This window comes from Alloalcanivorax sp. (genome assembly GCF_964221125.1).
Taxonomy (GTDB): Bacteria; Pseudomonadota; Gammaproteobacteria; order Pseudomonadales; family Alcanivoracaceae; genus Alloalcanivorax; species Alloalcanivorax venustensis.
On the sequence record NZ_CAXPXK010000111.1, the window covers coordinates 1 to 23,535 of the forward strand.

A 23,535-nucleotide genomic window follows, 5' to 3' on the forward strand; every position below is an offset into this window, starting at 1 on the left:
TAGGCGGAGAAGCGCGCCGGGGCGCTTTGCACGCCCATGGTGGACACATTGATCACGTGCCCCTGGCCGCGTGCCTGCATGGCGGGAATCAGGTTCATCGCCAGGCGGATGGCGCCGAAATAATTCAGCTGCATGGTGCGCTGGTAGTCGTGGAAGCGGTCCAGGCTGTGCATCACCGAGCGGCGGATCGAGCGGCCGGCGTTGTTGACCAGAATATCCACGCCGCCGTGTTCGGCGAGCACCTGCTCGCAGAGCCGGTCGCAGCTGTCGAGGTCGGCCAGGTCACAGCGGTAAGCATGGGCGCGGCCACCGTCGGCGCGGATGTCGTCCACGGTGTCCTGCAGTTTGTCGAGGGAGCGGGCCACCAGAAGGACGGTGGCGCCGGCGCGGGCCAGGCGGTGGCTGAGTCCGGCGCCGATGCCGGAACTGGCGCCGGTGATCAGAACCACCTGGCCGGCGACGCGGCGGCGCAGCGCGCCACGGGGGGAGAAACGCTGCCGCCAGCGCCAGCCGGCGGCGGCGGAGATGCGCTTGATATGCGGCCGGAGGTCCGGCCGCTGCCATTCGATGTCGTTCATTGGAGGCACCCCACGAAGATGGAAGACCTCCTAAGATTGCATTCAAACAAGCGTTTGATCAATGACCGCCGTTGCCCGGTGGCCCGGTGTGGCCGGCTTACCAGTGAATCCCCTTGAACAGCCGGGAGAAGGCGGCCTGTTCGCGGCTGATTTTCTTCGGCGTTTTTTCCTTGCCGCCCATGGCGGCGGCGGAGTCCGAGAAGATCTTGTAGCCGGTGTTCATGATCGTTTCGGTGACCTTGGGTGTCAGGAAGTGCATCACCTGGCCCATGATGCCCAGGCTGGTGGCGATGCGCTTGGGGCGCCGCACGATGGCGTCGCAGATCATGTCCGCCGCCTGGTTGGGGCTGATCGTCGGCACATGGTTGTAGAGCTTGGTGGGCGCGATCATCGGCGTGCGCACCAGCGGCATGTTGATGGTGGTGAAATGGATCCCCAGGTGCGCCATCTCGCTGGCCGCGCAGCGAGTGAAGGAATCCAGCGCCGCCTTGGACGCCACATAGGCGGAGAAGCGCGGTGCGTTGGTCAGCACGCCGATGCTGGAGATGTTGATCACATGGCCGAAGCCCCGCTCGATCATGCCCGGCATCAGCCGCATGATCAGCCGCAGCGAACCGAAGTAGTTGAGCTGCATGGTGCGTTCGAAATCGTGAAAACGCTGGAACGAGTGCACCACCGAGCGGCGGATCGAATGGCCGGCGTTGTTGACCAGGATATCCACCCGGCCGTAATCGGCCAGCACCTGCTCGACCAGTTCGTCCACCGCTTCCAGATTGGACACGTCGCAGCGGTAGGCGCGGGCATTGCCGCCCACCTGCTTGATCTCATGAAGGGTCTCTTCCAGCTTTTCCGGGGTGCGCGCCACCACCAGCACGGTGGCGCCGGCGCGCGCCAGCTTGAGGGCCGAGGCCTTGCCGATCCCGGAGGTGGCGCCGGTGATCATCACGATCTTGTCTTCGGCGCGCTCCGGCAGGGAGGGCAGTGGCTGCAGTTCGTCCTCGCGCTCGTCGCGGTCCGGGTCCAGATGGTTTTCCCAGAAGTCCCACAGCTGCTGCACATAGCTTTCCAGCTCCGGCACCTCGATGCCGCTGCCTTCCAGCGCCGCGGCGGCGCGGCGGTTGTCGTATTCGGTGGGGAAGGTCAGGAACTTGATCAGCGACGGCGGAATGTCCAGGTTCTCCATCGCCTGATTGATCAGCAAGCGGGGCGTCATGGCGCTGACCCCGCGGCGCACGAAGCCGGGCACCGCGTCGAACATGCGCTGGTCGATGCGCACCGGCATGCGCGGCGCCTGGGCGGCGCTGGCGATGATGTCCATCACCTCACCCAGGTTGTAGCTGCGGTCGGCGGTGAGGTGGAAGCACTGGCCGTTGCCTTCCTCCTGGTGGGCGATGTGATCCAGCGCGTCGGCCACGAAGTCCACCGGCACGATGTTGAAGTGGCCGCTCTCCACGCCGATCAGCGGGATCCAGTTGGGCAGGAAGTCCTTGAGCTTCTGAATCAGCTTGAAGAAGTAGTAGGGGCCGTCGATCTTGTCCATCTCGCCGGTCTGGGAGTGGCCGACCACCAGTGACGGCCGGTAGATCCGCCAGGGGATGCGGCTTTCCTGGCGCACCAGGGCTTCCGATTCGTGCTTGGTGAGCAGGTAGGGGTCGTTCAGTTCGCCGGCTTCCTCGAACATGTCCTCGCTGAAGGTGCCCTCGTAAAGCCCGGCGGCGGCCACGGAAGACACATGGTGGAACGCCTTGGCGTTGACCTTCTCGGCCAGTTTCAGCGTTTGCCGGGTGCCCTCGATGTTGATGTAGCGCTGGGTGTTTTCATCGGCGCTCAGGTCATAGATGGCGGCGAGATGGAAGAAGTGGTCGATCTGGCCCACCAGATCGTCCTGGTCGCGCTTGCTGACACCGAGCAGCTTCTTGGTCAGGTCCCCGGTAATCGGCACCAGACGGCTCTCTTCCACGCACAGCCGCCGGCGCATGGCGTCCAGCTTGTATTCCGAACCGGGCCGCACCAGTGCGAACACCCGGGCACCTTCGCGCTTGAGCAAACGCGCCACCAAGAAGCGGCCAATGAAACCGGTCGCGCCGGTAACGAAGTAGTTCATGCGAAAACCCCTTTGCTGTCATCTCTGGTGGCCACGGCCGAGCCGGCACCGGGTATTGTTCTTGAATATGGCGACCGTTTGATAATGCGCCGCCAACGCCTAAAGGGCCAGTGTTGACGCCCTTTTTTGCCCGTTACAACTAACAAGTGTTCGGCATTCTGTTCTATGAACAGTTGTTAGTCAAACGGTTTTTGATCGCTTGCGCTGGGGTTGTTTTCTGTGGCTATATGCAAGGCCTCTGAACTAACGAGTGTTCGTGAAATGAGCGAAGGTGCCCGGCAGCAACAAAAAAAGCAGACCCGCGAGCGGATCCTGGACGCCGCCGGCCGTTTGATGGCCGACGGGCGCGGCCTGGACAGTCTGGGGCTGCGCGAGGTGGCCCGCGAGGCGGGGCTGGCCGCCACCTCCCTGTACAACCATTTTCCGGATATGGAGGCCCTGGGCCTGGCGCTGATCGACCGGGCCTGTTTCCACCTGCGCTCCTCCATGGCGGCGGGGCGGCGCAGCATGATCGAAGTGGGCGCGGCGCGCGCGGTGCGGGAACTGGTGGCGCGCTTCGTGCGCTTTCAACAGGACTATGAAAATGAGTTCCGCCTTCTGGTGCAGCAGCGCCTGGGGCGGCGATCCAGTTATCGCCGGCGCATCCACGGCGAGCTGCAGCTGATGGTCAACGAGCTCGCCGAGGACGTGCGCGAGGCGGTGGCCGCCCAGGACCGCCCGCCGGTGCCCGCCCAGCGCGAGGCGGAGGCGGCCATCGCGGTGATGTTCGGCCTCGGCATCGCCATGCTGGATGTGTCGCCGGCGCGGCGGCGCGAGCTGGCCGAGAACGCTGGTGATCAGGTGGAGATCATTGCCCTGGGCGGGCGTTGCTGGGCCGCCGGGGACCGTTTGTAGCCGCAAGGATCGAAATCCCCGACGTCAGGCGCTAGGATGGAACGCTATTCCATAATTAGAAGGTAGGTTCATGAGCGCTGAAACCCAGTCCCTGGCCGACGCCCTCCGTTCGCGTCGCTCAGTGCGCGGCTTCCTGGATAAGCCGGTGCCGGAAGAAACCCTCAAGGCAATCTTCGAACTCGCCCAGCTGGCGCCCTCCAACTGCAATATCCAGCCCTGGAAGGTGTTCGTGGCCTCCGGCGAGGTGCGCGACGAATTGCGCCGCCGGATGGTGGAGAAAGTCACCGCCGGCGTGCCCATGGAGCCGGACTTCGAGCCCAACGCCGGCAAATTCAGCGGGGTCTATCGGCAACGGCAGGTGGATTGCGCGGTGGAGCTGTACAACAACATGGGCATCGCCCGGGACGACAAACCCGGACGCATGCGCGCGCAATTGCGAAACTTCGAGCTGTTCGACGCGCCCCATGTGGTGTTTATCGGCATGGAGCGGGAATTCGGCCCCACCGTGGCGCTGGACGTGGGCATGTACATCCAGTCCCTGATGCTGGCGATGACCGCTTACGGCGTCGGATCCTGCGCCCAGGGCAGCATGCGCTACTTCCCCAATGACGTGCGCGAGATCTTCGGCGAGCCGGCGTCCACCGCCATCCTGGTGGGCATCAGTTTCGGCTATGAGGATCCGGACGTGGCGGCCAACCGGACCCGCGTGGGGCGGGCCCCGCTGGCGGATTCGGTGGCCTTCAAGACGGCGCTCTAGGCGCTGTCCGGCCGCGCACCGGGGTGAGGAAGAGGGCCGTTCGTGTTATACTGGTCGGCTATTTTCCTACCCCCGGGGCAATATGGTCATCGTAAAAGGTGTGATTCCGGTCCGTGATACGTTGCGCGACAGCGCCGTGGCACTGGCCCAGGAGCTGGCCACCCAGGCCCGCGCTGAACATGGCTGTGTGTCCTACGAGGTGTACGTCAAGGCGGACACCCCCAGGGTGATCATGCTGTGGCAGCAATGGCAGACCCTGGACGATCTGGAGCGTCACTTCGATTCCGATCACCTGGACGCTTTCCTGGACCGGATTCCCGACATGATAGACGGCGAAGTGCATTCCATGCGCTTTGACGTTACCGACGAAGACGGCGAGCCGGTGGTGGAACCGCCCGCCGTGGAAGTGGCCGAAGGCACCACCCTGCACTGAGCCGGGCGCCGGCGGCCGGGAGCCTGACCCATCATGAAAACCCGAATCGATTCCCTCGACGACGTTATTGCCAGCTTCGCCGGGCAAGGCTACATCTGCGACCAGCGCACCGCCCTGGCGGTCTATCTGGCGGCGCAGCTGCACAAGCCGGTGCTGGTGGAGGGCCCGCCCGGGGTGGGCAAGACGGAACTGGCGAAAGCCGCCTCCGCCTTCCTGGAAGCGCCGCTGATCCGCCTGCAGTGCTACGAAGGCCTGGACGAAAGCCGCGCGCTGTACGAGTGGAAGTACGGCAAGCAGCTGCTCTACACCCAGTTGCTGCGTGACAAGCTCAGCGGGATGCTGGCGGACACCGACAGCCTCGAGCAGAGCATGGAACGGCTCGGCGATCTCGGCGATGCCTTCTACAGCGACACCTTCCTCGAACCGCGGCCGCTGCTGCGCGCCCTGCGCGCCGACGAACCCGTGGTGCTGTTGATCGATGAGATCGACAAGGCGGATCAGGAATTCGAAGCCTTTCTGCTCGAGCTGTTGTCCGATTTCCAGATTTCGATCCCGGAGATGGGCACCGTGAAGGCCCGGCATCAGCCGCTGGTGTTCCTCACCAGTAACGACCAGCGGGAGCTCTCCGACGCGCTCAAGCGGCGCTGCCTGCATCTCTATATTCCCTATCCCGACGCCGCCCTGGAGCGCCGCATTCTGGCCGAGCGCGTGCCGGAGCTGGGCGAGCAGCTGCGCGATCAGCTGGTGGCGTTCATCCAGCACCTGCGCGAGCAGGACATGAAGAAGCTGCCGGCGATCTCGGAAACCCTGGACTGGGCGCGCGCCCTGGTGCTGCTGCACGCGGACACCCTTGAGCCGGAGCTGGTGGAGCAGACCCTGGCGCTGGTGCTCAAGAACGAGCAGGACGTGGCGCTGGCCCGCGACCTGCTGCCGCACTGGTTCCGTAAACCCCGTTCCGCCTGAGGCGCCACCATGGCCGACCGCCGTTTGCATGAGTTCGTCCGCGCCCTGCGCGGCGCGGGCGTGCGCGTTTCGCCCACGGAGGCGGAAGAAGCGTTCCGCGCCGCCGCCCTGATCGGCTACCACCCCCGCGACCAGTTCCGCGAGACCCTGGCGCTCACCCTGGTGAAAAGCCAGCAGGAGCGCCCGGACTTTGACGCCTGTTTCGAGGCGTTTTTCCAGTTTGAATCCGCCGAGGACGAGGACGCCGGCGATCAGGACGAGGGCGGCGAACCGCTCTCGCCCCAGGAAGGGCAGGGCCTGTCCGAGCAGGCCGCGGAGCTGGTGGCGCAGGACGCGGGGCAGCTGGAGCAGACCCTGGCACGCAACGCCGGCGAGATGGACTTCACCGATATGCAGGTGATCACCCAGCAGGGTCTTTACGCCCGCCGGCTGTTGATGAACATGGGCATGGGCGCGGTGGACGATGAGATCCTGCGGCTGGACGCTTCACCGCGCGGTGCCGACCAGCGCCGTGTCGGCGAGCTGCGTGAGTGGCGCCAGCAGGTTCGCGAGCTGGCGGTGCGCCATGTGCGGCGGCAGTTCAATTTGCACGGGCGCGCCCATGGACGTGCCCTGCGCGAACACACCATGCGCGCGGCCCCGTTTCGCGACCTGCGTGAATTCAAACAGGTGCAGACCCTGGTGCGGCGCATGGCGCGCCGGCTCGCCAGCCTCCATCAGCGGCGCCAGAAAAAAGCCAAGCGCGGCACCCTGGATGCGCGCCGCACCCTGGCGTCCAGCCTGCGCTATAACGCCGTGCCGGTGCAGCTGCACTGGCGCCAGAAGCGCCGGCTCAAATCCAAGGTGCTGGTGATCTGCGATGTCTCCAGCTCGGTGCGGGACGCCGCCCGGTTTCTGTTGCAGTTCCTCTACGCGATGACCGATGTGCTGCCGCGGGTGCGCAGCTTTGCGTTCGCCGCCCGCTTCGACGAGGTCACCGATGATTTCGACCGCTATCCGCCGGACGTGGCGGTGGGTCGGATTCTCGACCGGGTGTCCGGCAGCGGCACCGACTACGGCACCATGTTCGAGGAATTCGTGGCGCTGTGCGGGTCCGAGATCGACCGCCACACCACCGTGATCATTCTGGGCGATGCGCGTAACAACGATCTCCCCGCCGGTGAGCAGCATCTGGCCGAAGTGTCGCGCCGTGCCAAACAGGTGTTCTGGCTGAATCCGGAGCCGCCTTCGCGCTGGAACAGCGGCGATGCCATCATGGCCCGCTACCAACCCTATTGCCGCGCCGCGCGGCGCTGCGCCTCGCTCAATGACCTGAGCCGCTTCACCGACTATCTGCTGAAAAGCGTCTAGCGGCTGTTCGCCATGCCCCTCAATGCACCGCTGAGGGCCTCGTCCAGGCGGCGCAGGTTCACCGGCTTGGCGATATGCCCGATCATGCCGGCGTCGTGGCAGGCGGCGATCTTGTCCGGCACCGCGTGGGCGGTCAGGGCGATCACCGGGATCACCGGCAGACGGCCCTGACGCTGCAGGCCCTGAATCGCGCGGGTGGTTTCGAAGCCGTCCATGTCCGGCATCTCGCAATCCATCAGAATAAGATCGAACTGCGCCGGCCGCGACAGCAATACCGCCAGCGCCTCGGCGCCGCTTTCCGCGGTTTCGCACTGGTGGCCGAGCTTGCGGCACAGCCCTTCGGCCACCAGCAGGTTGATGTGGTTGTCGTCGACAATCAGCAGCCGGGCGCCGACCACGCTGGCGGGGCGTTCCTGCTCCGGCACCGCGGCCTCCGCCTGGGCCTTGCCGGCGGGAAGCGGTAGCCGCACCCAGAAACAAGAGCCGCGCGCCTCGCTGCTCTGGAAGCCGATCTCACCGCCCATGATTTCCGCCAGCTGCCGGCAGATCGCCAGCCCCAGGCCGGTGCCGCCGTAGCGGCGCCGGCTGGTCTGATCGCCCTGGTGGAAATAGTCGAACAACCGCGACTGCTGGTCGGCGGGAATGCCGATGCCGGTGTCGGTGATTTCGAACAGGACATAGTCCCGGTTGGCCTCGTCCCGCCGCGCGGAGACCTGGATGCGGCCGTTCTCGGTGAATTTGACCGCGTTGCTGATCAGGTTGACCAGGATCTGGCGCAGCCGCACCGGATCGCCGACGCAATACTCACCGAGATCCGGGTCCAGATTCTCGCTCAGGGCGTTGGCGTTGAGGCGGGCGCGGTGCTCGAACAGCGCCACGCATTCGCCGATCAGCGCCGGCAGATCCAGCCCGGTCTGCTCGATGGGCATCTTGCCCGCGTCCAGCCGGGAGTAGTCCAGCACGTCATTGATCAAATCCAGCAAAGTGTTGCCGGACTGCTCAATCACATGCAACTGGCGCCGCTGCGCCTCGTCCAGATCTGAATCCCGCAACATATCCACGGTGCCGATAATGCCGTTGAGCGGCGTGCGGATTTCATGGCTCATAACCGCGAGGAACTCGCTGCGGGCGCTGAGGGCCGTGTTCAGTTCATGGGTGCGTTCCTCGACGCGGCGTTCCAGCGCTTCCTGGGCCTCCTTGTGGATGCGCTCGTTCTCCGACTTCAGGGTGGTCATGCGGTGGGCCAGCGCGAAGGAGAGTAACAGCGCCTCGGTCACGGTGCCCAGCTGCAGCGCGTTTTCGATCAACCAGCTGCCGCCGATCAGGTTGAAGGTTTTTAGAATATAGATCACCGAGGCCAGGCCCACGGCGGTGAACGCCAGCAAGAAGAAGCGCGCCGGCTGGTAACCCTGGCGGATCGACCAGATCGCCAGGGCGATGGCGATGAACGGCCAGGGGAAAATAATCGCCGAAGAAAACTGAATAAAAAACGTGAAGTTGAGCAGGGTGAAAGGGGCCAGCGCGATCAGTGCCAGGCCCACCAGCATGAGAACGCGGTTCAGCCCCGGGGCCGCTTTTTTGAGCTCCAGGAACGAGCAGGAAAAAAACATCGAAAAGGCCAGCGTCAGTAAATTCAGTACCGGCAAACTGCGGTGGTTCCATTCGCTGGCGACGGGCCAGAGCCACTGATAGGCGAGCCCCTCGCGGGCGAAAAGGTTCAAACCGAAAAAGCCCAAATAGAGGACGTAAAGCAGATAACTGGGCTCGCGGATGGAGAAAAAAATCAGCAAATTGAACAGGCACATGATCAGTACCGAGCCGAAATAAAAGCCGTAGCTGAGCTTCAGGTAGCCGTCATGCTGGTTGAATTCGTCCGGGGCGCGAATCGACAAGGGAAAGTCGATCACGTTGTCGCCACGGGCCCGGAACAGAACCGACCATTGCGCCTGCTGGGGAATGGCGAGCGGAAAAACCAGTTGGTGATGAGGGAAGGGGCGTTCCGCGAAGGGCACCCGGTCGCCGCTGCGTTGGTGGCGCAGCAGGGTGCCCGCGGCGTCATAGATATACAGGTCCAGATAATCCAGATGCGGCCGCCCGGCGCGCAGGTACCAGAGCCCGGTGTCGGACTGGTTGTCCAGGCTTAGCAGGAACCACTGGTCCTGTTCCCGAAACCCCATCGCCGGATAACGGCTGCCCAGCCGCTGGCCCTTTCCGCTGCGCAATGCTTCCAGGGCCTGCTCGGGCGACAGTTCACCGGGCGCGGCTTCCAGCCAGCGCAGGTCCGGTGACGCCTGATAATCAGAGCGCTGCTTCCCCAATTCCAGAGCCTGCACCGTGCCCGCGAAAAGAAGAAAGCAGAGCCCCGCCAACCATGAAGCTCCCTGCATTAGTGTTCCCCCTCGCAAAGCGTGAACTCCGTCACTGCCCTTTTACCGTATTTAACCGGGCCGGAGGAACGGCTCCAAGCGCCAATGTTCAAATTACTGACTTCTAACGCAAAGGAGAGGCACATGAAGATCCGAATCCTGAGTAGTGCAATGGTGTTGTCCTGTTCGGTGATGGCCGGCGGCGCTTTCGCGGCCGGGCCCTACATCGGCGCCAACTACAATCAGATTCAGTACGACAACGACGACGTCGATGAGGACACCCTGAAAGTGGACGGCGTCACGTTGCGGGCCGGCTTTGAGTTCAATGATTTTATCGCGTTGGAAGCGCGCGGCGGCACCGGTATTGACGGTGATTCCAAGAACGCGCCCCTGGGTACCTTCGAGTACGACATGGACCACATGTACGGCGGCTACCTGAAACTCTCCGCGCCGCTGTCCGATTCGATCCACCCCTATGTGATCGGCGGCTACAGCAAAATGAAAGCGGACGTTAAGTACACCGTGGCCGGTGTCAGCACGGACGAAAGCGAGCGGTTCGAGGACGAATCCTATGGCGCCGGCCTGGATTTCAATATCACCGACACCCTGGGCGCCAACCTGGAATACATGCGCTATTACGATCAGGACGAGGAGGAAATCTCCGGGGTCAGCGTGGGCCTGCGCTCCGCTTTCTGATCCTCTCTTACTCCGCCCCCGACAGCGCCGGCGCAAGCCGGCGTTTTGCTGTCCGCGATAACGGTCAGCCCGCCCGGGTCAGCAGCTTCTCCAGTCTTGGCCGGAAAGCGGTCGCCACGCCCAGGTTTTTCATAGTCCAGTAGTGGCCGCCCACCACCCGCTGTACCAGCAAGGTGCGTGAACTGGGCTGGAACTTGAGCATCTCTTCCAGCGGCGTGCGGCGAGCCTGCTGCACCACGTCCTGGTGCAGGCTGGCCTGGGCGAAGTCGAAGGGGGTTTCGGCGAACGCCTTGAGCAGCAGTGGCACCCAGGCCTGGTAGAGACGGTCGGACACCTCGCTGTCGCTGCGCCGCGCGCCGATCGCCAGCAAGGCCCGGTCCAGGGCCCGCCAGTCCCCATCCAGTGAGGCGCGCACCAGGGTGGCCATCAGGCGCACGTCTTCTTCCGGCAGCCGTTTCACCGCGCCGAAATCGTACAACACGATGCTGCCGTCGGTGCGGAACGCGAAATTGCCCGGATGGGGATCGCAGTGCACGGTGCGCAGTTCGAAAATCTGCCGCCCGATAATATCGAACAGCCGCTCGCCCAGCCGGTTACGCAACGCCTGATCAAAGCCGTTGGCGTCGCTGACGTTCTCTAGGGGCACGCCGTCCTCGAAGCTCAACGTCAGTACCGTGGCGCCGGACAGGTCGGCGAACACGGTGGGGATCACCACATCGTCGTCCTCCGCATGGAACGCCTGGAACAGGCGCACGTTGTCCGCTTCGCGCAGGTAATCGAGTTCCTCTTCCAGCTGCGCGCGGATCTCCTTGAACACCGCGTCCAGCGCGCGCTCGTCGACGCGCAGCAAGCTGCCCAGTTTGAGGATGCGCTTGAGGTGCTTCATGTCCGAGTCGATCGAGGCCTTGACCGCCGGGTACTGAATTTTCACCACCACGTCGTCGCCGGCCAGCGTGGTGGCCCGGTGCACCTGGCCGATGGAGGCGGCCGCGAACGGCGCCTCGTCGAACACCTGGAAGTAGTCGCCCACCGGGCCGCCCAGCTCCTTCTCCAGTTGCCGGCGGATCACGTGGAAGGGCATCGGCGCCGAGGCGTTCTGCAGCACCGCCAGCTGCTCGCTGATCTCGCGGGGCAGCACGTCCTGCATCTGCGAGGCGATCTGCCCGACCTTCATCACCGCGCCTTTCATCTGCCCGAGCGTGGCGGCCACCTCCTGGCCGATATGGCGCATCAGCGCTTCGCGGCTGGTGGCCCGGTCCTGTTCCGACTGAAACAGCCCTTTCACCTGATGCGAGGCGACACGGGTGGCGATGGACGTCGTCATACCGGTCAGTTTCCAGAGGCGCCCGGTGGTGGAAGCGGGGCGCCGTTCCCGTCCGCGTTTTGCCATGCTGCGTGGTCCCGTGGTCGAAAAAGCGGTGGCGGAATCGCACACCGTGCTGAAATGCAGAGACTAGTCCGCTGTCCGGTCCCTGTCATGGGGTATTCGGGCCAAAGCCGGGCGAAAAAAAGGGGCCCGGGAGGGCCCCATTAAAGGAGAGTAGGCAGAATTCCAGAAATCAGGCGCGCTCTTTCTCGCCGGTGCTGACCAGATCGTCGAACAGTTTCTGGCTCTGTTCGCGCAGGGTGCTCACGGCGCCCAGGCCGGCGAGCACGAATTCGTTGGTTTCCTCGGCCTTCTCGCCGCGCTCCTGCTTGCCGCTGGCGACGAACTGCTCGTACAGCTCATGGCGCTTCCGGGGCGCTTCGTCGATCAGTTTGCGAGTGCTTACTACCAGGCCGCGGCTTGCCAGCAGGGCCTTGGATTTGCCTTCGGCGTCGTCGCCATAGGCTTCCTGGCCGGCCTGTACGTACTTGTCGTACAGCTCTTCGGAGCTGTCACCGGCTTTGCTGTAGGCACCCAGACCGGCCAGGTACAGTTTGTTGCCCAGGGCCTTGGCACGCTGAATCAGGTTGTCTTGCTGGTCGCGAATCTCTTTCAGTTCACCCATGATCGTTCCTCTCTCTTGCTGAGAATGTCGGCGACCCGGGAGGTCGCGCCTCGATGGACGGTATAGTAGGGCGCCGGGCCGCCGGCGGGCGGCACTACTGTCTGACAATAGGACAATCAGTGAGGGTGATGGATGTGACGTGCTGTGACGGAATTCCCAGCCGGGCCGCCAAGTCAAACGTGGCGGGAACCCATACCGAGCGCTTACACTCCATAGGAAAGTATTAATCGGCAGAGATACGAATTCATGATTGAGAAATTCATTGCCAAGGTGCCCAGCCGGATTTGGGCGGACGGGCGTCCGGCCAAAGCGCGGCAATGGGATGCCGAGTTCAATGTGGCGGCCTGGGCGCGAATCTCCGGGAAGCCGGGCACGGTCCAGTTGTTGGTGCGTTACCTGGACACCAACAACGACCAGGCCATTCTGGTCGATGCCGCCGAAGTGAACGGTGACGGCAGCGCCTTGCTGTCCGGGCTGGTTCGGCTGCGGTTCAATGACAGCGTCGAGCAGGTTCAGGTGTCCCTGCGGCTGTCGGATCCGGGCATGCGCTATGTGGTGGAAGAGCTGTACATGCAGCGGCGCGGCACGGCGCTGCGCCCCCAGGACAAGCTGATCTCCAACTACTGAGCCGGCCAGGCATGGCTTGCTGAAAAAAGGTCGCCGGGCCCGCTCCCCTTTCGCGGGCCCGGCTCCTTACCCCCCTTGATGGGCCCGCCGCCGTGGCGGCAAGGCCCGCTCCCCCCGACGCTTCGGGTTTTCGGTGCGGCCGTTTCCGGCGGTGACATCGTCGCCACACTCCAGCAGGGACTCCGGCCAGTCCTGAAAATCCAGGCCGGTGAGCCGGTTCAGGTTCTCCAGAGCGGTTTCCGGATGCCGCTTTTCAATTCTTATCACCTTGCTCATGACGCTTCACTCGTTGCCTGACTCAGAGGAAGCGAGAACCATGCCAAGGCATATAAAAATTTTTTTGCTGGAAAATCAGTCGGTTGGCGCAGCGGGGGTAGGGCGGCGGCGCGACCACCGGCGCGCGCCGGCAAGATGTGACAATCTTTGCCAGTGGCGCCGGCGGCCCGGACAGGGCGGTGGCGGCGGGGTTAATCGAGGAAGAAATCAGGCAGCAACTGGTCGTCGGAAAGCTGCGGGTCGACCTTGTACACCGACAGGTCGGTGACGCCGGCCTGGCGGACCACCTCGTCGTCGATAAAGAAGTTGCCGCTGCACTCCGCCTGCGGCCGGGTCAGGATCCAGTGCGCCGCGTCCGCCATGATCTCCGGCTGGCGCGCCGCCCGCACCGCCATCTCGCCGCCCAGATGGTTGCGCACCGCGGCGGTGTTGATGGCCGTGCGCGGCCAGAGCGCGTTCACCCCCACCTTGCCGGCGTATTCGTCCGCCATGCCCAGCACGCACAGGCTCATGCCGTACTTGGCCATGGTGTAGGCCAGATGGCGGCCGAACCAGGCCGGATTCATATTCAGCGGCGGCGACAGATTGAGAATGTGCGGGTTGTCCGCCCGGCGCAGCAGCGGCAGACACAGCTTGCTGGTCATGAAGGTGCCGCGGCTGTTGACCTGATTCATCAGGTCGTAGGACTTCATGGTGGTGCCTTCGGTGGGGGTCAGGGCGATGGCGCTGGCGTTGTTGACCAGAATGTCGATGCCGCCGAACTCGGCTTCGGCCTTGTCCACGGCGGCCTGGACCTGATCCTCGTAGCGGATGTCGCCGACGCACACCAGGGCCTCGCCGCCGGCCTCGCGGATTTCCTCGGCGGCGGTATAGAGCGTGCCCGGCAGCTTGGGGTGCGGCTCGGTGGTCTTGGCGAACAGCACCACCCGGGCGCCGTCACGGGCGGCGCGCACGCCGATGGCTTTGCCGATGCCGCGGCTGGCACCGGTGATGAACAGGGTCTTTCCTTTCAGGGTGGCGGCGGTCATGACCGTATCCTCGGCATGAAGAATGGAGATTCACGCTAGCAAGAGCGGGCCGGGGGCGGCAATACACAAACCTGCGGGTTATGGCTCCCGGCCGGCGAGGACTTGCTCCCGCGCTTGGGAAACGGGTATCTTGTGGCCTGTCTGGTCATTTTGGGCCATCGGTACGAAGGCCCTAGGGCGGACGAAGACACAGGTTGGTGAAGACGGGCAAAACGTATGACGATTCTAAAAATGACGGCGGAGGACTACACCCTGTCCGCCGAATACCTGGGCCCGATGCTGGAGGCCCTGCAAAAACGGGGCATCGACGAACAGGAAGCGCTGGCCGGGCTGGACATCGAGCCGGGCTGCTGGCGCGATCCCAAGGCCCGTGTCACCGCCCTGACCTTCAAGCGCTTCTCCCGGCGGCTGGTGGAGCTGACCGGCGAGCCCTGGATCGGCTGGGAACTGGGCGCCTCCATGCCGCTGTCGTCGCACGGGTTTCTCGGCTACGCGGCGATGAGCAGCAATACCCTGGGCGACGCCATCGAGCTGGCGGTGAAGTTTTTCCGCACCCGCGGCACCATCGTCCAGCTGGAAGCTTTCGTGGAGGGCGAGTGGGCGGTGCTGCAGCTCAACGAGATGCTGTCGCTCGGCGAGCACGGGCCGCTGCTCACCGAAAGCCTGTTCTCCAGCTTCCACTTCATGGGCCTGCAGCTGATGCCGGACATCGAGATCCTCGGCGAGCTGCGCTTCGCCTACCCGGAACCGGAATACTTTTCCCGGCTGCGGCCGATGATTCCGGTGCCGATCTATTTCGACTGCGCCTACAGCCAGATGCGCTTCCCCGCCGAGCGCCTGCAACGGCGGTTGCGCTTCGCCGACCCGCGCCTGGCGCAGATGGCCGCCGCTCAGTGCGAGCAGGAAATGGAGCAGATCAAGGCGCCGCCGGCGCTGCTGGGCCAGGTGCGGCGGGTGATGCTGGCGGGCTCCGGCGGGTTTCCGGGCGTCGAGGAGGTGGCGTCGGAGATGCACATGTCGTCGCGCACGCTCAAACGCAAACTCCAGCAGCTGGGCACCAGCTATCAGAAGCTGCTGGATGATCTGCGCAAGGGGCTGGCGGTGGAGTACCTCACCCAGAGCGGGCGTTCCGTGGACGATATCGCCCTGGCGCTGGGCTATTCGGACGCCTCCAATTTTGCCCGCGCGTTCCGGCGCTGGACCGGTAAGAGCCCGTCGGACTACCGCTGAACGGCGCTACAACCTGGCGATCAGATCCGCCACGGCGCCGCCCAGGCCGCCCAGCAGCAGCGTCAGGGTGGCCAGGAAGCCGAGCAGAAAGCCGCGCCCCCGGTCCCGGGGCGACGCCAGATAGGCGTTGAAATAGAGCTGCCGGCCGATCACGAACAGCGCCCCCAGCGCCGCGGCGGCGCGCGGTTCCAGATACCAGGCGCACAGCCACAGGCCGGGCAGGAACAGGATCAGCTGCTCCACCGTGTTGGCGTGCACGCGCAGGCTGCGCTCGAACAGTTCGTGGCCCTGCACCGCCGGCGCGCGGATCTGGTACTTGACCCGGGCACGGCCGACGACAAAGCTGAACAGCGCGCACTGCAGCAACGCCACGACGGTAATGATGGCAACCCATTCCATGACTTTCCCCCAAGCAGGTATGGTTAAGCCGGCGCCAGGCAGACGGCGCCGCTATATTCTTATTTTTGCGCATCATCCTAGAGCGTTTTTCGTACGATCGCATCTTTTGCCGCCGGGATCGGCCCGGTGGCGTGACCACGGAATCGAAAATGACGGAATTACACCCACGCCTGGCGGCGGACACCGGCGCCCTGGGCGAGACTGAACTGTGCTGGCTGCGCTGGATGCGTGATGCCCGTTTCCCCTGGCTGATCGTGGTGCCCAAGCGCGACGGTCTGCGCGAGTGGCACCACCTGCCGGCGGCGGACCAGCAGCGGCTATTGTCGACCGTGAACCACCTTGCCGGGGAGCTGGAGAGGGTCACCGGCGCCGACAAGATCAATCTCGGCGCCCTCGGCAATCTGGTGCCGCAGCTGCACGTGCACATCATCGCCCGCTTTCGCGACGACCCCTGCTGGCCCGGGCCGGTGTGGGGGCAGGGCGAGCCGGTGCCGGTGGACGGCACGCCGGACTGGCTGGCGCGGCTGGCGCTGCCCGAGGAGAGCTAGAGATGGAATTAATCGCGGTGGGCGTGCAATGCCCCCACTGCTGGGAGCATTTCGAGGCCCTGGTGGATCCGTCCCAGGGGGATCAGGAGTATGTGGAGGACTGCCACATCTGCTGCCGCCCCCTGGTGCTCACCGTCGACCTCACCGACCCCGAGGCGCCCTCGGTGTCGGTGACGCCTGAAAACGATTGACGGACCCGCTCAGGGGTTGTCGTTGCCGGCCAGGAAGGCCTGCATTTCCGGGTCGTTGAGCATCCGCTCGATGGAACGGCTGAGGATGTCGTTGACCATTTCCTGGTTGCGCGCCGCCGACGGCGTAAAGGGCAGGTCGTGCTCGACGCTGCTCTTGTAGGTGCCCACATGGGTGGTGTCGCCGCGCCGGGCCTCGGCCACCAGCTCCAGGTTCAGGGTCACTTCGTTGACCACCGACCCCTCTTCGGGGATGTACTCCAGTTTTTCCAGGCGCACTTCCAGGGTGGTGGCCTCGTCGCCCGGGTTGAAGGCGTTGTAGCCCAGCGTCTGCAGCCCCTGGCGGACGGTCTCGGCGATCGCCGGGCGCAGGTCGTTGGCCGGCTGCACCAGGGAGGTGTCCTTGTACACACCGCCCCGCGAGCCGAACGCTTTGCTGTCCCGGGAATCCACCGCGATCACCTGCACCGGCTGGTTGTTGCCGCGGTTGGCGGGCTGCACTTCGGCGGTGGGTTTCACTTCGATCTGCTGGGGGCTGAGCGCGCAGCCGGTCAGCGACAGCGCCAAGGCGGCGCCGGTGAAAAGCGTGGCGAGGGTCGATTTCATCCGTGTGGTCTCCGTAAGGGCGTTCACTGAAACGGGGTCGTGGTTCGACTCCATCAATGCAGTTTAGTGCGTCCGCTTCAAGGATTCTTCCGCCAGATTGTGGAGCGCGTCCTTGTAGCGGGAAGCGGGCACCGGCGCCAGCGCATCCAGGGCCAGCCGGGTCTGCTCGGCGGCCCGCTCCACGGTGTAGCTGAGGCCGCCGCAGTCGTGCACGATCTCGACGATCTGTTCCAGCTGTTCCAGGCCGCCGGTGCGAATCGCGTCCTTGATCAGCCCGGCCTGCTCCGGGGCGCCGTGCTGGATGGCGTAAATCAGGGGCAGGGTGGGTTTGCCCTCGGCCAGGTCGTCGCCCACGTTCTTGCCGAGCTCATTGACGTCGCCCTGGTAGTCGAGCACGTCGTCGATCAGCTGGAAGGCGATGCCCAAATGGCGGCCAAAAGTGGCGAACGCCTGGGAAAAGTCCGTTTCCGTGCGGGCGCCCAGCACCGCGCCGGTCTCCGCCGCCGATTCGAACATCTTGGCGGTCTTGTGGTGGATCACGCGCATGTAGCTGGGCTCGGTGGTGCTCGGGTCACGGGTATTGATCAGCTGCAGCACCTCGCCCTCGGAGATGGTGTTGGTGCTCTGCGAGAGAATCTCCAGCAGGCGCTGATCACGCAGCGCCACCATAAGCTGGAACGCCCGGGAAATCAGGAAGTCCCCCACCAGCACGCTGGCGGAGTTGCCCCAGACCGCGTTCACCGTGGGCCGGCCCCGGCGCAGGCTGGATTCGTCCACCACGTCGTCGTGGAGCAGGGTGGCGGTGTGCAGAAATTCGATCACCGCCGCCACATCCACGTGCTGGGCGCCGGTGTAGCCGGATGCTCGCGCGCTCAGCAGCCCCACCAGCGGGCGCAGGCGTTTGCCGCCGGAGTCGACGATGTACTCCCCCACCTCGCGGATCAGCGGTACCTCGGTGTCCAGGTGGTGGGTGATGAAGCGGTTCACCGCCTCGAAATCCTCGGCGACGACAGAGCTGATGGCCTTGAAATCCATGAAGTAGCTATCCGGCTAAAAAGGGGCGGTAAACAGCGGGCAATGCTAGCAGCGGGGCCCGGCCAGTCAAGAAAACCCGGCCACCGGAAGGTCGCTGTAAAAGCCGTGTCATGCGGGCTTGAGGCGCATCAACCTTTAGCGTACACTTCGCGACCCGATTTAATCATCCCACGGGCACCGAAAGCGACCGCCTGATTTCAGGGCCGGGTCCGCCCAAGAGGAACCATCTGGAGCAAGTAGATGTACGCAGTCATCAAAACGGGTGGCAAGCAGTACCGCGTTGAAGAGGGTGACACCCTGCGCGTGGAAAAGATCGAAGTGGCCACCGGTGAATCCGTGGACTTTGATCAAGTGCTGCTGGTCGCCGACGGCGACGACGTGAAGGTCGGCCAGCCGCTGCTGGAAGGCGCCAAGGTCACCGCCGAAGTGGTTGAGCAGGGCCGTCACAAGAAGATCAAGATTGTGAAGTTCCGCCGCCGCAAGCATTCCCGCAAGCAGCAGGGCCATCGCCAGTGGTACACTGCGGTGAAAATCACCGGGATCCAGGGCTGATCCGGACGCAACGAGAGGATTGAAACATGGCACATAAAAAAGCCGGTGGTAGTACTCGTAACGGTCGCGACTCGGAAAGTAAACGCCTTGGCGTGAAGCGCTTCGGCGGCCAGGTCGTTCAGGCCGGCGAAATCATCGTTCGCCAGCGCGGCACCCGTTTCCACCCCGGAGTGAACACCGGGATTGGCAAGGACCACACCATCTTCGCCAAGGAAGCCGGACGCGTTAAGTTCGAAGTCAAAGGCCCGCTCAGCCGCAAATACGTGGTGATCGAGCCCGTGGCCTGATCCCTCCGGGATCTGAAAAAGCCCCGCGAGGCTTGCGCCCGCGGGGCTTTTTTGTGGCCGCCTTCCCTGGCGGCCACCCTTCGGGCCGTCGCTGGCGCGACGTCAAAAATCGCTCCTGGCGATTTTTTGTGAGCGACCGGGCGCCCTACGTTAGAATGCCTCCTTTAATCGCTATTAAGAGCCGTCACCATGCAATTCGTCGACGAAGCCACCATTGATGTCCGCGCCGGAAGCGGGGGGCACGGCTGCCTGAGCTTCCGTCGTGAAAAGTACGTGGAGTTCGGCGGCCCCGACGGGGGAGACGGCGGCGCCGGCGGGCACGTGTACGTGGAGGCGGACACCAACCTGAACACCCTGGTGGATTACCGCTACGAGCGCTCGTTCAAGGCGCGCAACGGCGAGCCCGGCAAGGGCCGCCAGATGACCGGTAAATCCGCCGAGGACGTGGTGCTGAAAGTGCCGGTGGGCACCACCGTGGTGGACGTGGACACCGAAGAGGTGCTCGCCGACCTGACCGCCGCCGACCAGAAGGTGATGGTGGCGCGGGGCGGCCGCGGCGGGCTCGGCAACGTGCACTTCAAAAGCAGCGTCAATCAGGCGCCGCGCAAGACCACCAACGGCACGCCCGGTGAAAACCGGCGCCTGCGGCTGGAGCTCAAGGTGCTGGCGGACGTGGGCCTGCTGGGCATGCCCAACGCCGGCAAAAGCACCCTGATCCGCGCCATTTCCGCCGCCAAGCCCAAGGTGGCGGACTACCCCTTCACCACCCTGATCCCCAACCTGGGGGTGGTGAAGGCGGACCGCTACCGCAGCTTCGTGGTCGCCGATATTCCCGGCCTGATCGAGGGGGCCGCCGAGGGCGCCGGCCTGGGTATCCGCTTCCTGAAGCACCTGGCGCGCACCCGGTTGCTGCTGCATGTGGTGGACATGGCGCCCCTGGACGGCAACCCGGCGGACCACATCGACATTATCGCCGACGAGCTGGACCGGTTCTCCCCGGCGCTGGCGGAGCAGGAACGCTGGCTGGTGTTCAACAAGATCGACCTGTTGCCCGACGACGAGGCCGAGCAGCGGGTCGCTGAGATCGTCGACGAGCTGGGCTGGCAGGGGCCGGTGTTCCGTCTTTCCGCCGCCGCCGGCGTGGGCTGCGAAGAACTGGTCTACGCGCTGATGAACGCCATCGAAGAGCGCCGTCTGCGCGAACAGGAAGACCCGGACTACGCCGCCGAGCAGCGGGAACTGCGCGCGCGCCTGGAAGAAGAGGCCCGCGAGAAGATCCAGGAAATCAAGCGGGACCGCCGCGCGGCCCGCGACAATGACGACGACGATGATGATGACGATCACGACGTGGAGATCGTCTACGAACCCTGATCGGTCATCACTTTACTGAAAGCGGGAAAGGCACCATGGCGCAACGCGCACGCTGGGTAATCAAAATTGGCAGCGCTCTGCTCACCAACGACGGCCGCGGCCTGGACCGGGACCTGATGCAGGTCTGGGTGGACCGCATGGTGGCCCTGCGCGAGCGCGGCATCGACGTCATGGTGGTGTCCTCCGGCGCGGTGGCCGAGGGCATGACCCGGCTGGGCTGGGCGCGCCGCCCGGATTCCGTGCATCAGCTGCAGGCCGCCGCCGCCGTCGGCCAGATGGGGCTGGTGCAGGCCTGGGAATCCTGCTTCCAGAAGCACCGGCTGCACACCGCCCAGGTACTGCTCACCCACGACGACCTCTCCGACCGCAAGCGCTACCTGAACGCGCGCAGCACCCTGCTGACGCTGCTGGGCTTTTCCGTGGTGCCGGTGGTCAACGAAAACGACACCGTGGTCACCGACGAGATCCGTTTCGGCGATAACGACACCCTGGCCGCCCTGGTGGCCAACCTGGTGGAAGCCGAGCGGCTGGTGATCCTCACCGACCAGGACGGCCTGTTCGACGCCGACCCCCGCCAGAACCCGGCGGCGCGCCTGATTCCCAGCGCCCGTGCCTCCGACCCGGCGCTGGCCGCCATGGCCGGCGGTGGCGGCTCCGGGCTGGGTCGTGGCGGCATGACCACCAAGGTGCGCGCCGCCGCGCTGGCGGCGCGCTCGGGCACCATGACCACCATCGCCTCCGGGCGCCGCCCGGAGGTGCTCACCGAGCTGGTCGATGGCCAGGCCCCGGGCACCACGCTGCTGCCGGACACCTCGCCGATGAACGCCCGCAAGCAGTGGCTGGCGGGGCATCTGCGCATGCGCGGCCGGCTGATTCTCGACGACGGCGCCGCCCGGCGGCTGCGCGAGGCCGGCTCCAGCCTGTTGCCGGTGGGGGTGGTGGATGTGTTCGGCCAGTTCTCGCGCGGTGAGATGGTGGCCTGCGAGGACCGGCACGGCGAGCGCGTGGCCTGCGGTCTGGTCAACTACGACGCCGCCGACGCCCGCCGCCTGTGCGGCAAGAAGAGCCACGAGATTGCCGACGTGCTGGGCTTTATGAACGAGGAAGAACTGATCCACCGGGACAATATGGTGGTGCTGTAGTCGGAGGCGGATCTTCAGGCATAAAAAAACCGGCCAGAGGCCGGTTTTTTTAGCGAACGCGTTCGATCGATCAGGCCGCCATGGCCTTGATCTTGGCGTTCAGGCGGCTCTTATGACGAGCGGATTTGTTCGGGTGGAACTTACCCTTCTGGGTGGCCTTATCCAGCACCGAGGTCGCCTTTTGGTACGCTTGCTGAGCGGCGCCTTGGTCGCCGGACGCAATGGCCGCGTTCACCTTCTTGAGGTACGTACGCACCATGGAACGCATCGCTGCGTTGTGCTTACGACGCTGTTCCGCCTGACGCGCGCGCTTGCGTGCTTGCGGTGAGTTAGCCAAGGTCCTGCTCCTATATATAAATCGGTAATTCGATGGTGATAATCGATTAGGACCGGGCGGATGCTGCCATTGGCCGGTCCTGAAGACGCGCAACTATGCCGATCCGGGTGCGGATTGTCAATCCCCGGGGCGGGCCTGTGGCGGTGACGGCGGGCTTTGGTTACTCTTGGCCGGTTTTTCGGAGGCGCCGGGATGGACGAGCAGGAAACAGCGGGTAAAAAGGGCGGTTTGCTGGCTTCGACCCTGGTGGTGAGCAGCATGACGCTGCTGTCGCGGGTGCTGGGGCTGGTCCGCGACGTGGTGCTGGCACGGCTGCTGGGCGCCTCGGCGGGCACCGACGCTTTCTTCGTGGCGTTCCGCATCCCCAATTTCCTGCGCCGCCTGTTCGCCGAGGGCGCCTTCAACCAGGCCTTCGTGCCGGTGCTCAGCGAATACCGCACCCGCCAGCGTGACGAGGGCAGTGCGGCCGCCACCAAGGCGCTGATCGACCGGGTCGCCGGCACCCTGGGCGGCACCCTGGCGCTGATCACCCTGGTCGGGGTGCTGGCGGCGCCGCTGCTGATCTGGCTGTTCGCCCCGGGCTTCGGCGACGACCCGCACAAGCGCGCCCTGGCGGTGGAAATGCTGCGGCTCACCTTCCCGTACCTGTTTTTCATCTCGTTGACCGCCTTCGCCGGCGCCATTCTCAACACCTGGAACCGCTTCGCGGTGCCCGCCTTCACCCCGGTGCTGCTCAATCTCAGCCTGATCGGCAGCGCCCTCTACCTGGCGCCGCAGTTCGCCGAGGGCCGCATGGCGGTGGCGCTGGCCTGGGGCGTGCTGATCGCCGGCACCGTGCAGTTGCTGTTCCAGCTGCCGTTCCTGGCCCGACTCAATTTGATGCCGGTGCCGCGCATGGCCTGGCGTGACGAAGGCGTGCGCCGCATCCTGCGCCTGATGGCGCCGGCCATGTTCGGGGTGTCGGTGAGCCAGATCAATCTGCTGCTGGACACGGTGCTGGCGTCCCTGTTGCAGACCGGCTCGGTGACCTGGCTGTACTACTCCGACCGGCTGGTGGAGTTGCCCCTGGGCGTGTTCGCCATCGCCATCGGCACGGTGATCCTGCCCAGCCTGTCCGGCAAGCACGCCGGCGATGATCCGCAAGCGTTCAGCCGCACCCTGGACTGGGCGCTGAAACTGGTGCTGCTGATCGGCGTGCCGGCGGCGCTGGCGCTGGCGGTGATCGCCGAGCCGCTGCTGGCGACCCTGTTCAACCACGGCGAGTTCGGCGCCAACGACGTGCTGCGCTCGGCGGAATCCCTTCGTGCCTACAGCGCCGGGCTGATGGCGTTCATGCTGATCAAGATTCTGGCGCCGGGCTATTTCGCCCGCCAGGACACCCGCACGCCGGTGAAAATCGGCATTATCGCCATGGTCGCCAACATGGCCCTGAACCTGGCGTTGATCTGGCCGCTTCAGCACGCCGGCCTGGCGCTGGCCACCTCGCTGTCCGCCTGGCTCAACGCCGGTCTGCTTTATATAGGGTTGCGCCGCGGCGGCGTGTACCGGCCGATGAAGGGCTGGTGGCAGCACGGCCTGCGGCTGGCTCTGGCCGGCGGTGCCATGGCCGGGGCGATCTACTGGCTGGCACGGCAGGCCACGGTGTGGCTGAATGGGGCGCTGTGGGATCGCATCCTCTGGCTGGGCCTGATCGTGGTGGCGGGATTGGCGGTTTATCTGCTCGCCTTGCTGATTCTTGGCCTCAGACCTCGCCACTTGCGCCGATGATTCCTATAAT

Annotated in this window: 26 protein-coding genes; 15 read left to right on the forward strand and 11 right to left on the reverse strand. The window is 64.9% G+C overall.

Translation table 11 applies throughout. The features are described from left to right. Together ACEQZD_RS13300 and ACEQZD_RS13305 are read right to left on the reverse strand one after the other, a co-directional pair. A partial coding sequence (locus ACEQZD_RS13300) for an SDR family NAD(P)-dependent oxidoreductase (RefSeq protein WP_370186073.1) occupies positions 1-578 on the reverse strand: 578 nt, incomplete at its 3' end. Positions 579-675: 97 nt separating this feature from the next. Further along, a complete protein-coding gene (locus tag ACEQZD_RS13305; protein WP_142949805.1) occupies positions 676-2,682 on the reverse strand; it encodes an SDR family oxidoreductase in 2,007 nt (668 codons plus the stop codon). Positions 2,683-2,943: 261 nt separating this feature from the next. Between ACEQZD_RS13305 and ACEQZD_RS13310 the strand changes: the two genes are divergently transcribed. The 5 genes from ACEQZD_RS13310 (at position 2,944) to ACEQZD_RS13330 (ending at position 7,079) form a co-directional block, all read left to right on the forward strand. After that, positions 2,944-3,576: a TetR family transcriptional regulator gene (locus ACEQZD_RS13310; protein WP_370186075.1), complete on the forward strand. Its 633-nt coding sequence runs from the start codon at positions 2,944-2,946 to the stop codon at positions 3,574-3,576. A 70-nt stretch (positions 3,577-3,646) separates the two neighbouring features. After that, entirely contained in the window at positions 3,647-4,333 is a 687-nt protein-coding gene (locus ACEQZD_RS13315) for a nitroreductase (RefSeq protein ID WP_142949803.1), read from the forward strand. An 82-nt stretch (positions 4,334-4,415) separates the two neighbouring features. Continuing rightward, positions 4,416-4,766, forward strand: a complete 351-nt coding sequence (locus ACEQZD_RS13320) for a putative quinol monooxygenase (protein WP_142949802.1) — start codon at positions 4,416-4,418, stop codon at positions 4,764-4,766. A gap of 33 nt (positions 4,767-4,799) precedes the next feature. Further along, positions 4,800-5,729 (forward strand): MoxR family ATPase, encoded by a 930-nt coding sequence (locus ACEQZD_RS13325; RefSeq protein ID WP_142949801.1) that lies wholly within the window; start codon positions 4,800-4,802, stop codon positions 5,727-5,729. Between the two features lie 9 nt (positions 5,730-5,738). Further along, positions 5,739-7,079 carry a VWA domain-containing protein gene (locus ACEQZD_RS13330; RefSeq protein WP_370186077.1) on the forward strand — a complete coding sequence of 447 codons (1,341 nt, stop codon included), beginning with the start codon at positions 5,739-5,741 and terminating at the stop codon, positions 7,077-7,079. On the opposite strand, the gene ACEQZD_RS13335 is transcribed toward ACEQZD_RS13330, so the two are convergent. Then, complete coding sequence (locus ACEQZD_RS13335; protein ID WP_370186079.1) at positions 7,076-9,466, reverse strand: 7TM diverse intracellular signaling domain-containing protein; 2,391 nt, start codon at positions 9,464-9,466, stop codon at positions 7,076-7,078. The genes ACEQZD_RS13330 and ACEQZD_RS13335 overlap by 4 nt on opposite strands. Before the next feature lie 123 nt (positions 9,467-9,589). Between ACEQZD_RS13335 and ACEQZD_RS13340 the strand changes: the two genes are divergently transcribed. Next, on the forward strand, positions 9,590-10,141 hold the full coding sequence (locus ACEQZD_RS13340; protein WP_142949798.1) for a porin family protein: 552 nt from the start codon (positions 9,590-9,592) through the stop codon (positions 10,139-10,141). A gap of 64 nt (positions 10,142-10,205) precedes the next feature. Here ACEQZD_RS13340 and ACEQZD_RS13345 read toward each other — a convergent pair whose 3' ends face one another. Both ACEQZD_RS13345 and ACEQZD_RS13350 read right to left on the reverse strand, forming a co-directional pair. Beyond that, the gene (locus tag ACEQZD_RS13345) at positions 10,206-11,465 is read right to left on the reverse strand and encodes an AarF/ABC1/UbiB kinase family protein (RefSeq protein WP_255442611.1); all 1,260 of its coding nucleotides are present in this window, start codon (positions 11,463-11,465) and stop codon (positions 10,206-10,208) included. A 235-nt stretch (positions 11,466-11,700) separates the two neighbouring features. Continuing rightward, positions 11,701-12,132: a phasin family protein gene (locus tag ACEQZD_RS13350; RefSeq protein ID WP_142949796.1), complete on the reverse strand. Its 432-nt coding sequence runs from the start codon at positions 12,130-12,132 to the stop codon at positions 11,701-11,703. A gap of 246 nt (positions 12,133-12,378) precedes the next feature. Here ACEQZD_RS13350 and ACEQZD_RS13355 point away from each other — a divergent pair, with 246 nt between their 5' ends. Next, the gene (locus ACEQZD_RS13355; protein WP_142949795.1) at positions 12,379-12,759 is read left to right on the forward strand and encodes a hypothetical protein; all 381 of its coding nucleotides are present in this window, start codon (positions 12,379-12,381) and stop codon (positions 12,757-12,759) included. A 66-nt stretch (positions 12,760-12,825) separates the two neighbouring features. Here the strand turns inward: ACEQZD_RS13355 and ACEQZD_RS13360 are convergent, their stop codons facing one another. Continuing rightward, positions 12,826-13,035: a hypothetical protein gene (locus ACEQZD_RS13360; protein ID WP_142949794.1), complete on the reverse strand. Its 210-nt coding sequence runs from the start codon at positions 13,033-13,035 to the stop codon at positions 12,826-12,828. A 191-nt stretch (positions 13,036-13,226) separates the two neighbouring features. Next, a complete protein-coding gene (locus ACEQZD_RS13365; RefSeq protein WP_142949793.1) occupies positions 13,227-14,063 on the reverse strand; it encodes an NAD(P)-dependent oxidoreductase in 837 nt (278 codons plus the stop codon). Between the two features lie 216 nt (positions 14,064-14,279). On the opposite strand from ACEQZD_RS13365, the gene ACEQZD_RS13370 reads away from it, so the two are divergent. Beyond that, on the forward strand, positions 14,280-15,293 hold the full coding sequence (locus ACEQZD_RS13370; protein ID WP_370186083.1) for an AraC family transcriptional regulator: 1,014 nt from the start codon (positions 14,280-14,282) through the stop codon (positions 15,291-15,293). 6 nt (positions 15,294-15,299) lie between these two features. Here the strand turns inward: ACEQZD_RS13370 and ACEQZD_RS13375 are convergent, their stop codons facing one another. Beyond that, the gene (locus ACEQZD_RS13375) at positions 15,300-15,692 is read right to left on the reverse strand and encodes an MAPEG family protein (RefSeq protein ID WP_142949791.1); all 393 of its coding nucleotides are present in this window, start codon (positions 15,690-15,692) and stop codon (positions 15,300-15,302) included. A 149-nt stretch (positions 15,693-15,841) separates the two neighbouring features. Between ACEQZD_RS13375 and ACEQZD_RS13380 the strand changes: the two genes are divergently transcribed. Both ACEQZD_RS13380 and ACEQZD_RS13385 read left to right on the forward strand, forming a co-directional pair. Next, positions 15,842-16,240 (forward strand): HIT domain-containing protein, encoded by a 399-nt coding sequence (locus tag ACEQZD_RS13380; protein ID WP_142949790.1) that lies wholly within the window; start codon positions 15,842-15,844, stop codon positions 16,238-16,240. A gap of 2 nt (positions 16,241-16,242) precedes the next feature. Beyond that, positions 16,243-16,431, forward strand: a complete 189-nt coding sequence (locus ACEQZD_RS13385) for a CPXCG motif-containing cysteine-rich protein (protein WP_370186085.1) — start codon at positions 16,243-16,245, stop codon at positions 16,429-16,431. Between the two features lie 9 nt (positions 16,432-16,440). Here ACEQZD_RS13385 and ACEQZD_RS13390 read toward each other — a convergent pair whose 3' ends face one another. Together ACEQZD_RS13390 and ACEQZD_RS13395 are read right to left on the reverse strand one after the other, a co-directional pair. Next, the gene (locus ACEQZD_RS13390; RefSeq protein WP_142949788.1) at positions 16,441-17,034 is read right to left on the reverse strand and encodes a YajG family lipoprotein; all 594 of its coding nucleotides are present in this window, start codon (positions 17,032-17,034) and stop codon (positions 16,441-16,443) included. A 63-nt stretch (positions 17,035-17,097) separates the two neighbouring features. Further along, positions 17,098-18,069, reverse strand: a complete 972-nt coding sequence (locus ACEQZD_RS13395; protein WP_142949787.1) for a polyprenyl synthetase family protein — start codon at positions 18,067-18,069, stop codon at positions 17,098-17,100. Positions 18,070-18,309: 240 nt separating this feature from the next. On the opposite strand from ACEQZD_RS13395, the gene rplU reads away from it, so the two are divergent. The 4 genes from rplU (at position 18,310) to proB (ending at position 21,421) form a co-directional block, all read left to right on the forward strand. Next, complete coding sequence (gene rplU / locus ACEQZD_RS13400) at positions 18,310-18,621, forward strand: 50S ribosomal protein L21 (protein WP_067608565.1); 312 nt, start codon at positions 18,310-18,312, stop codon at positions 18,619-18,621. Between the two features lie 26 nt (positions 18,622-18,647). After that, the gene (gene rpmA / locus ACEQZD_RS13405; RefSeq protein WP_067608563.1) at positions 18,648-18,908 is read left to right on the forward strand and encodes a 50S ribosomal protein L27; all 261 of its coding nucleotides are present in this window, start codon (positions 18,648-18,650) and stop codon (positions 18,906-18,908) included. Between the two features lie 189 nt (positions 18,909-19,097). Continuing rightward, positions 19,098-20,279 carry an Obg family GTPase CgtA gene (cgtA, locus tag ACEQZD_RS13410; RefSeq protein ID WP_142949786.1) on the forward strand — a complete coding sequence of 394 codons (1,182 nt, stop codon included), beginning with the start codon at positions 19,098-19,100 and terminating at the stop codon, positions 20,277-20,279. Positions 20,280-20,314: 35 nt separating this feature from the next. Next, positions 20,315-21,421: a glutamate 5-kinase gene (proB, locus tag ACEQZD_RS13415; RefSeq protein WP_214012268.1), complete on the forward strand. Its 1,107-nt coding sequence runs from the start codon at positions 20,315-20,317 to the stop codon at positions 21,419-21,421. A 70-nt stretch (positions 21,422-21,491) separates the two neighbouring features. Here proB and rpsT read toward each other — a convergent pair whose 3' ends face one another. Then, positions 21,492-21,758 carry a 30S ribosomal protein S20 gene (gene rpsT, locus ACEQZD_RS13420; protein WP_067608555.1) on the reverse strand — a complete coding sequence of 89 codons (267 nt, stop codon included), beginning with the start codon at positions 21,756-21,758 and terminating at the stop codon, positions 21,492-21,494. A 192-nt stretch (positions 21,759-21,950) separates the two neighbouring features. Between rpsT and murJ the strand changes: the two genes are divergently transcribed. Continuing rightward, on the forward strand, positions 21,951-23,525 hold the full coding sequence (gene murJ, locus ACEQZD_RS13425; protein WP_370186089.1) for a murein biosynthesis integral membrane protein MurJ: 1,575 nt from the start codon (positions 21,951-21,953) through the stop codon (positions 23,523-23,525). Positions 23,526-23,535 lie beyond the last annotated feature (10 nt).

Coding starts and splice junctions, on each gene's coding strand:
- ACEQZD_RS13305 (WP_142949805.1), bottom strand. CDS start 2,682: ATGAACTACTTCGTTACCGGCGCGACCGGTTTCATTGGCCGCTTCTTG.
- ACEQZD_RS13310 (WP_370186075.1), top strand. CDS start 2,944: ATGAGCGAAGGTGCCCGGCAGCAACAAAAAAAGCAGACCCGCGAGCGG.
- ACEQZD_RS13315 (WP_142949803.1), top strand. CDS start 3,647: ATGAGCGCTGAAACCCAGTCCCTGGCCGACGCCCTCCGTTCGCGTCGC.
- ACEQZD_RS13320 (WP_142949802.1), top strand. CDS start 4,416: ATGGTCATCGTAAAAGGTGTGATTCCGGTCCGTGATACGTTGCGCGAC.
- ACEQZD_RS13325 (WP_142949801.1), top strand. CDS start 4,800: ATGAAAACCCGAATCGATTCCCTCGACGACGTTATTGCCAGCTTCGCC.
- ACEQZD_RS13330 (WP_370186077.1), top strand. CDS start 5,739: ATGGCCGACCGCCGTTTGCATGAGTTCGTCCGCGCCCTGCGCGGCGCG.
- ACEQZD_RS13335 (WP_370186079.1), bottom strand. CDS start 9,466: ATGCAGGGAGCTTCATGGTTGGCGGGGCTCTGCTTTCTTCTTTTCGCG.
- ACEQZD_RS13340 (WP_142949798.1), top strand. CDS start 9,590: ATGAAGATCCGAATCCTGAGTAGTGCAATGGTGTTGTCCTGTTCGGTG.
- ACEQZD_RS13345 (WP_255442611.1), bottom strand. CDS start 11,465: ATGACGACGTCCATCGCCACCCGTGTCGCCTCGCATCAGGTGAAAGGG.
- ACEQZD_RS13350 (WP_142949796.1), bottom strand. CDS start 12,132: ATGGGTGAACTGAAAGAGATTCGCGACCAGCAAGACAACCTGATTCAG.
- ACEQZD_RS13355 (WP_142949795.1), top strand. CDS start 12,379: ATGATTGAGAAATTCATTGCCAAGGTGCCCAGCCGGATTTGGGCGGAC.
- ACEQZD_RS13360 (WP_142949794.1), bottom strand. CDS start 13,035: ATGAGCAAGGTGATAAGAATTGAAAAGCGGCATCCGGAAACCGCTCTG.
- ACEQZD_RS13365 (WP_142949793.1), bottom strand. CDS start 14,063: ATGACCGCCGCCACCCTGAAAGGAAAGACCCTGTTCATCACCGGTGCC.
- ACEQZD_RS13370 (WP_370186083.1), top strand. CDS start 14,280: ATGACGATTCTAAAAATGACGGCGGAGGACTACACCCTGTCCGCCGAA.
- ACEQZD_RS13375 (WP_142949791.1), bottom strand. CDS start 15,692: ATGGAATGGGTTGCCATCATTACCGTCGTGGCGTTGCTGCAGTGCGCG.
- ACEQZD_RS13380 (WP_142949790.1), top strand. CDS start 15,842: ATGACGGAATTACACCCACGCCTGGCGGCGGACACCGGCGCCCTGGGC.
- ACEQZD_RS13385 (WP_370186085.1), top strand. CDS start 16,243: ATGGAATTAATCGCGGTGGGCGTGCAATGCCCCCACTGCTGGGAGCAT.
- ACEQZD_RS13390 (WP_142949788.1), bottom strand. CDS start 17,034: ATGAAATCGACCCTCGCCACGCTTTTCACCGGCGCCGCCTTGGCGCTG.
- ACEQZD_RS13395 (WP_142949787.1), bottom strand. CDS start 18,069: ATGGATTTCAAGGCCATCAGCTCTGTCGTCGCCGAGGATTTCGAGGCG.
- rplU (WP_067608565.1), top strand. CDS start 18,310: ATGTACGCAGTCATCAAAACGGGTGGCAAGCAGTACCGCGTTGAAGAG.
- rpmA (WP_067608563.1), top strand. CDS start 18,648: ATGGCACATAAAAAAGCCGGTGGTAGTACTCGTAACGGTCGCGACTCG.
- cgtA (WP_142949786.1), top strand. CDS start 19,098: ATGCAATTCGTCGACGAAGCCACCATTGATGTCCGCGCCGGAAGCGGG.
- proB (WP_214012268.1), top strand. CDS start 20,315: ATGGCGCAACGCGCACGCTGGGTAATCAAAATTGGCAGCGCTCTGCTC.
- murJ (WP_370186089.1), top strand. CDS start 21,951: ATGGACGAGCAGGAAACAGCGGGTAAAAAGGGCGGTTTGCTGGCTTCG.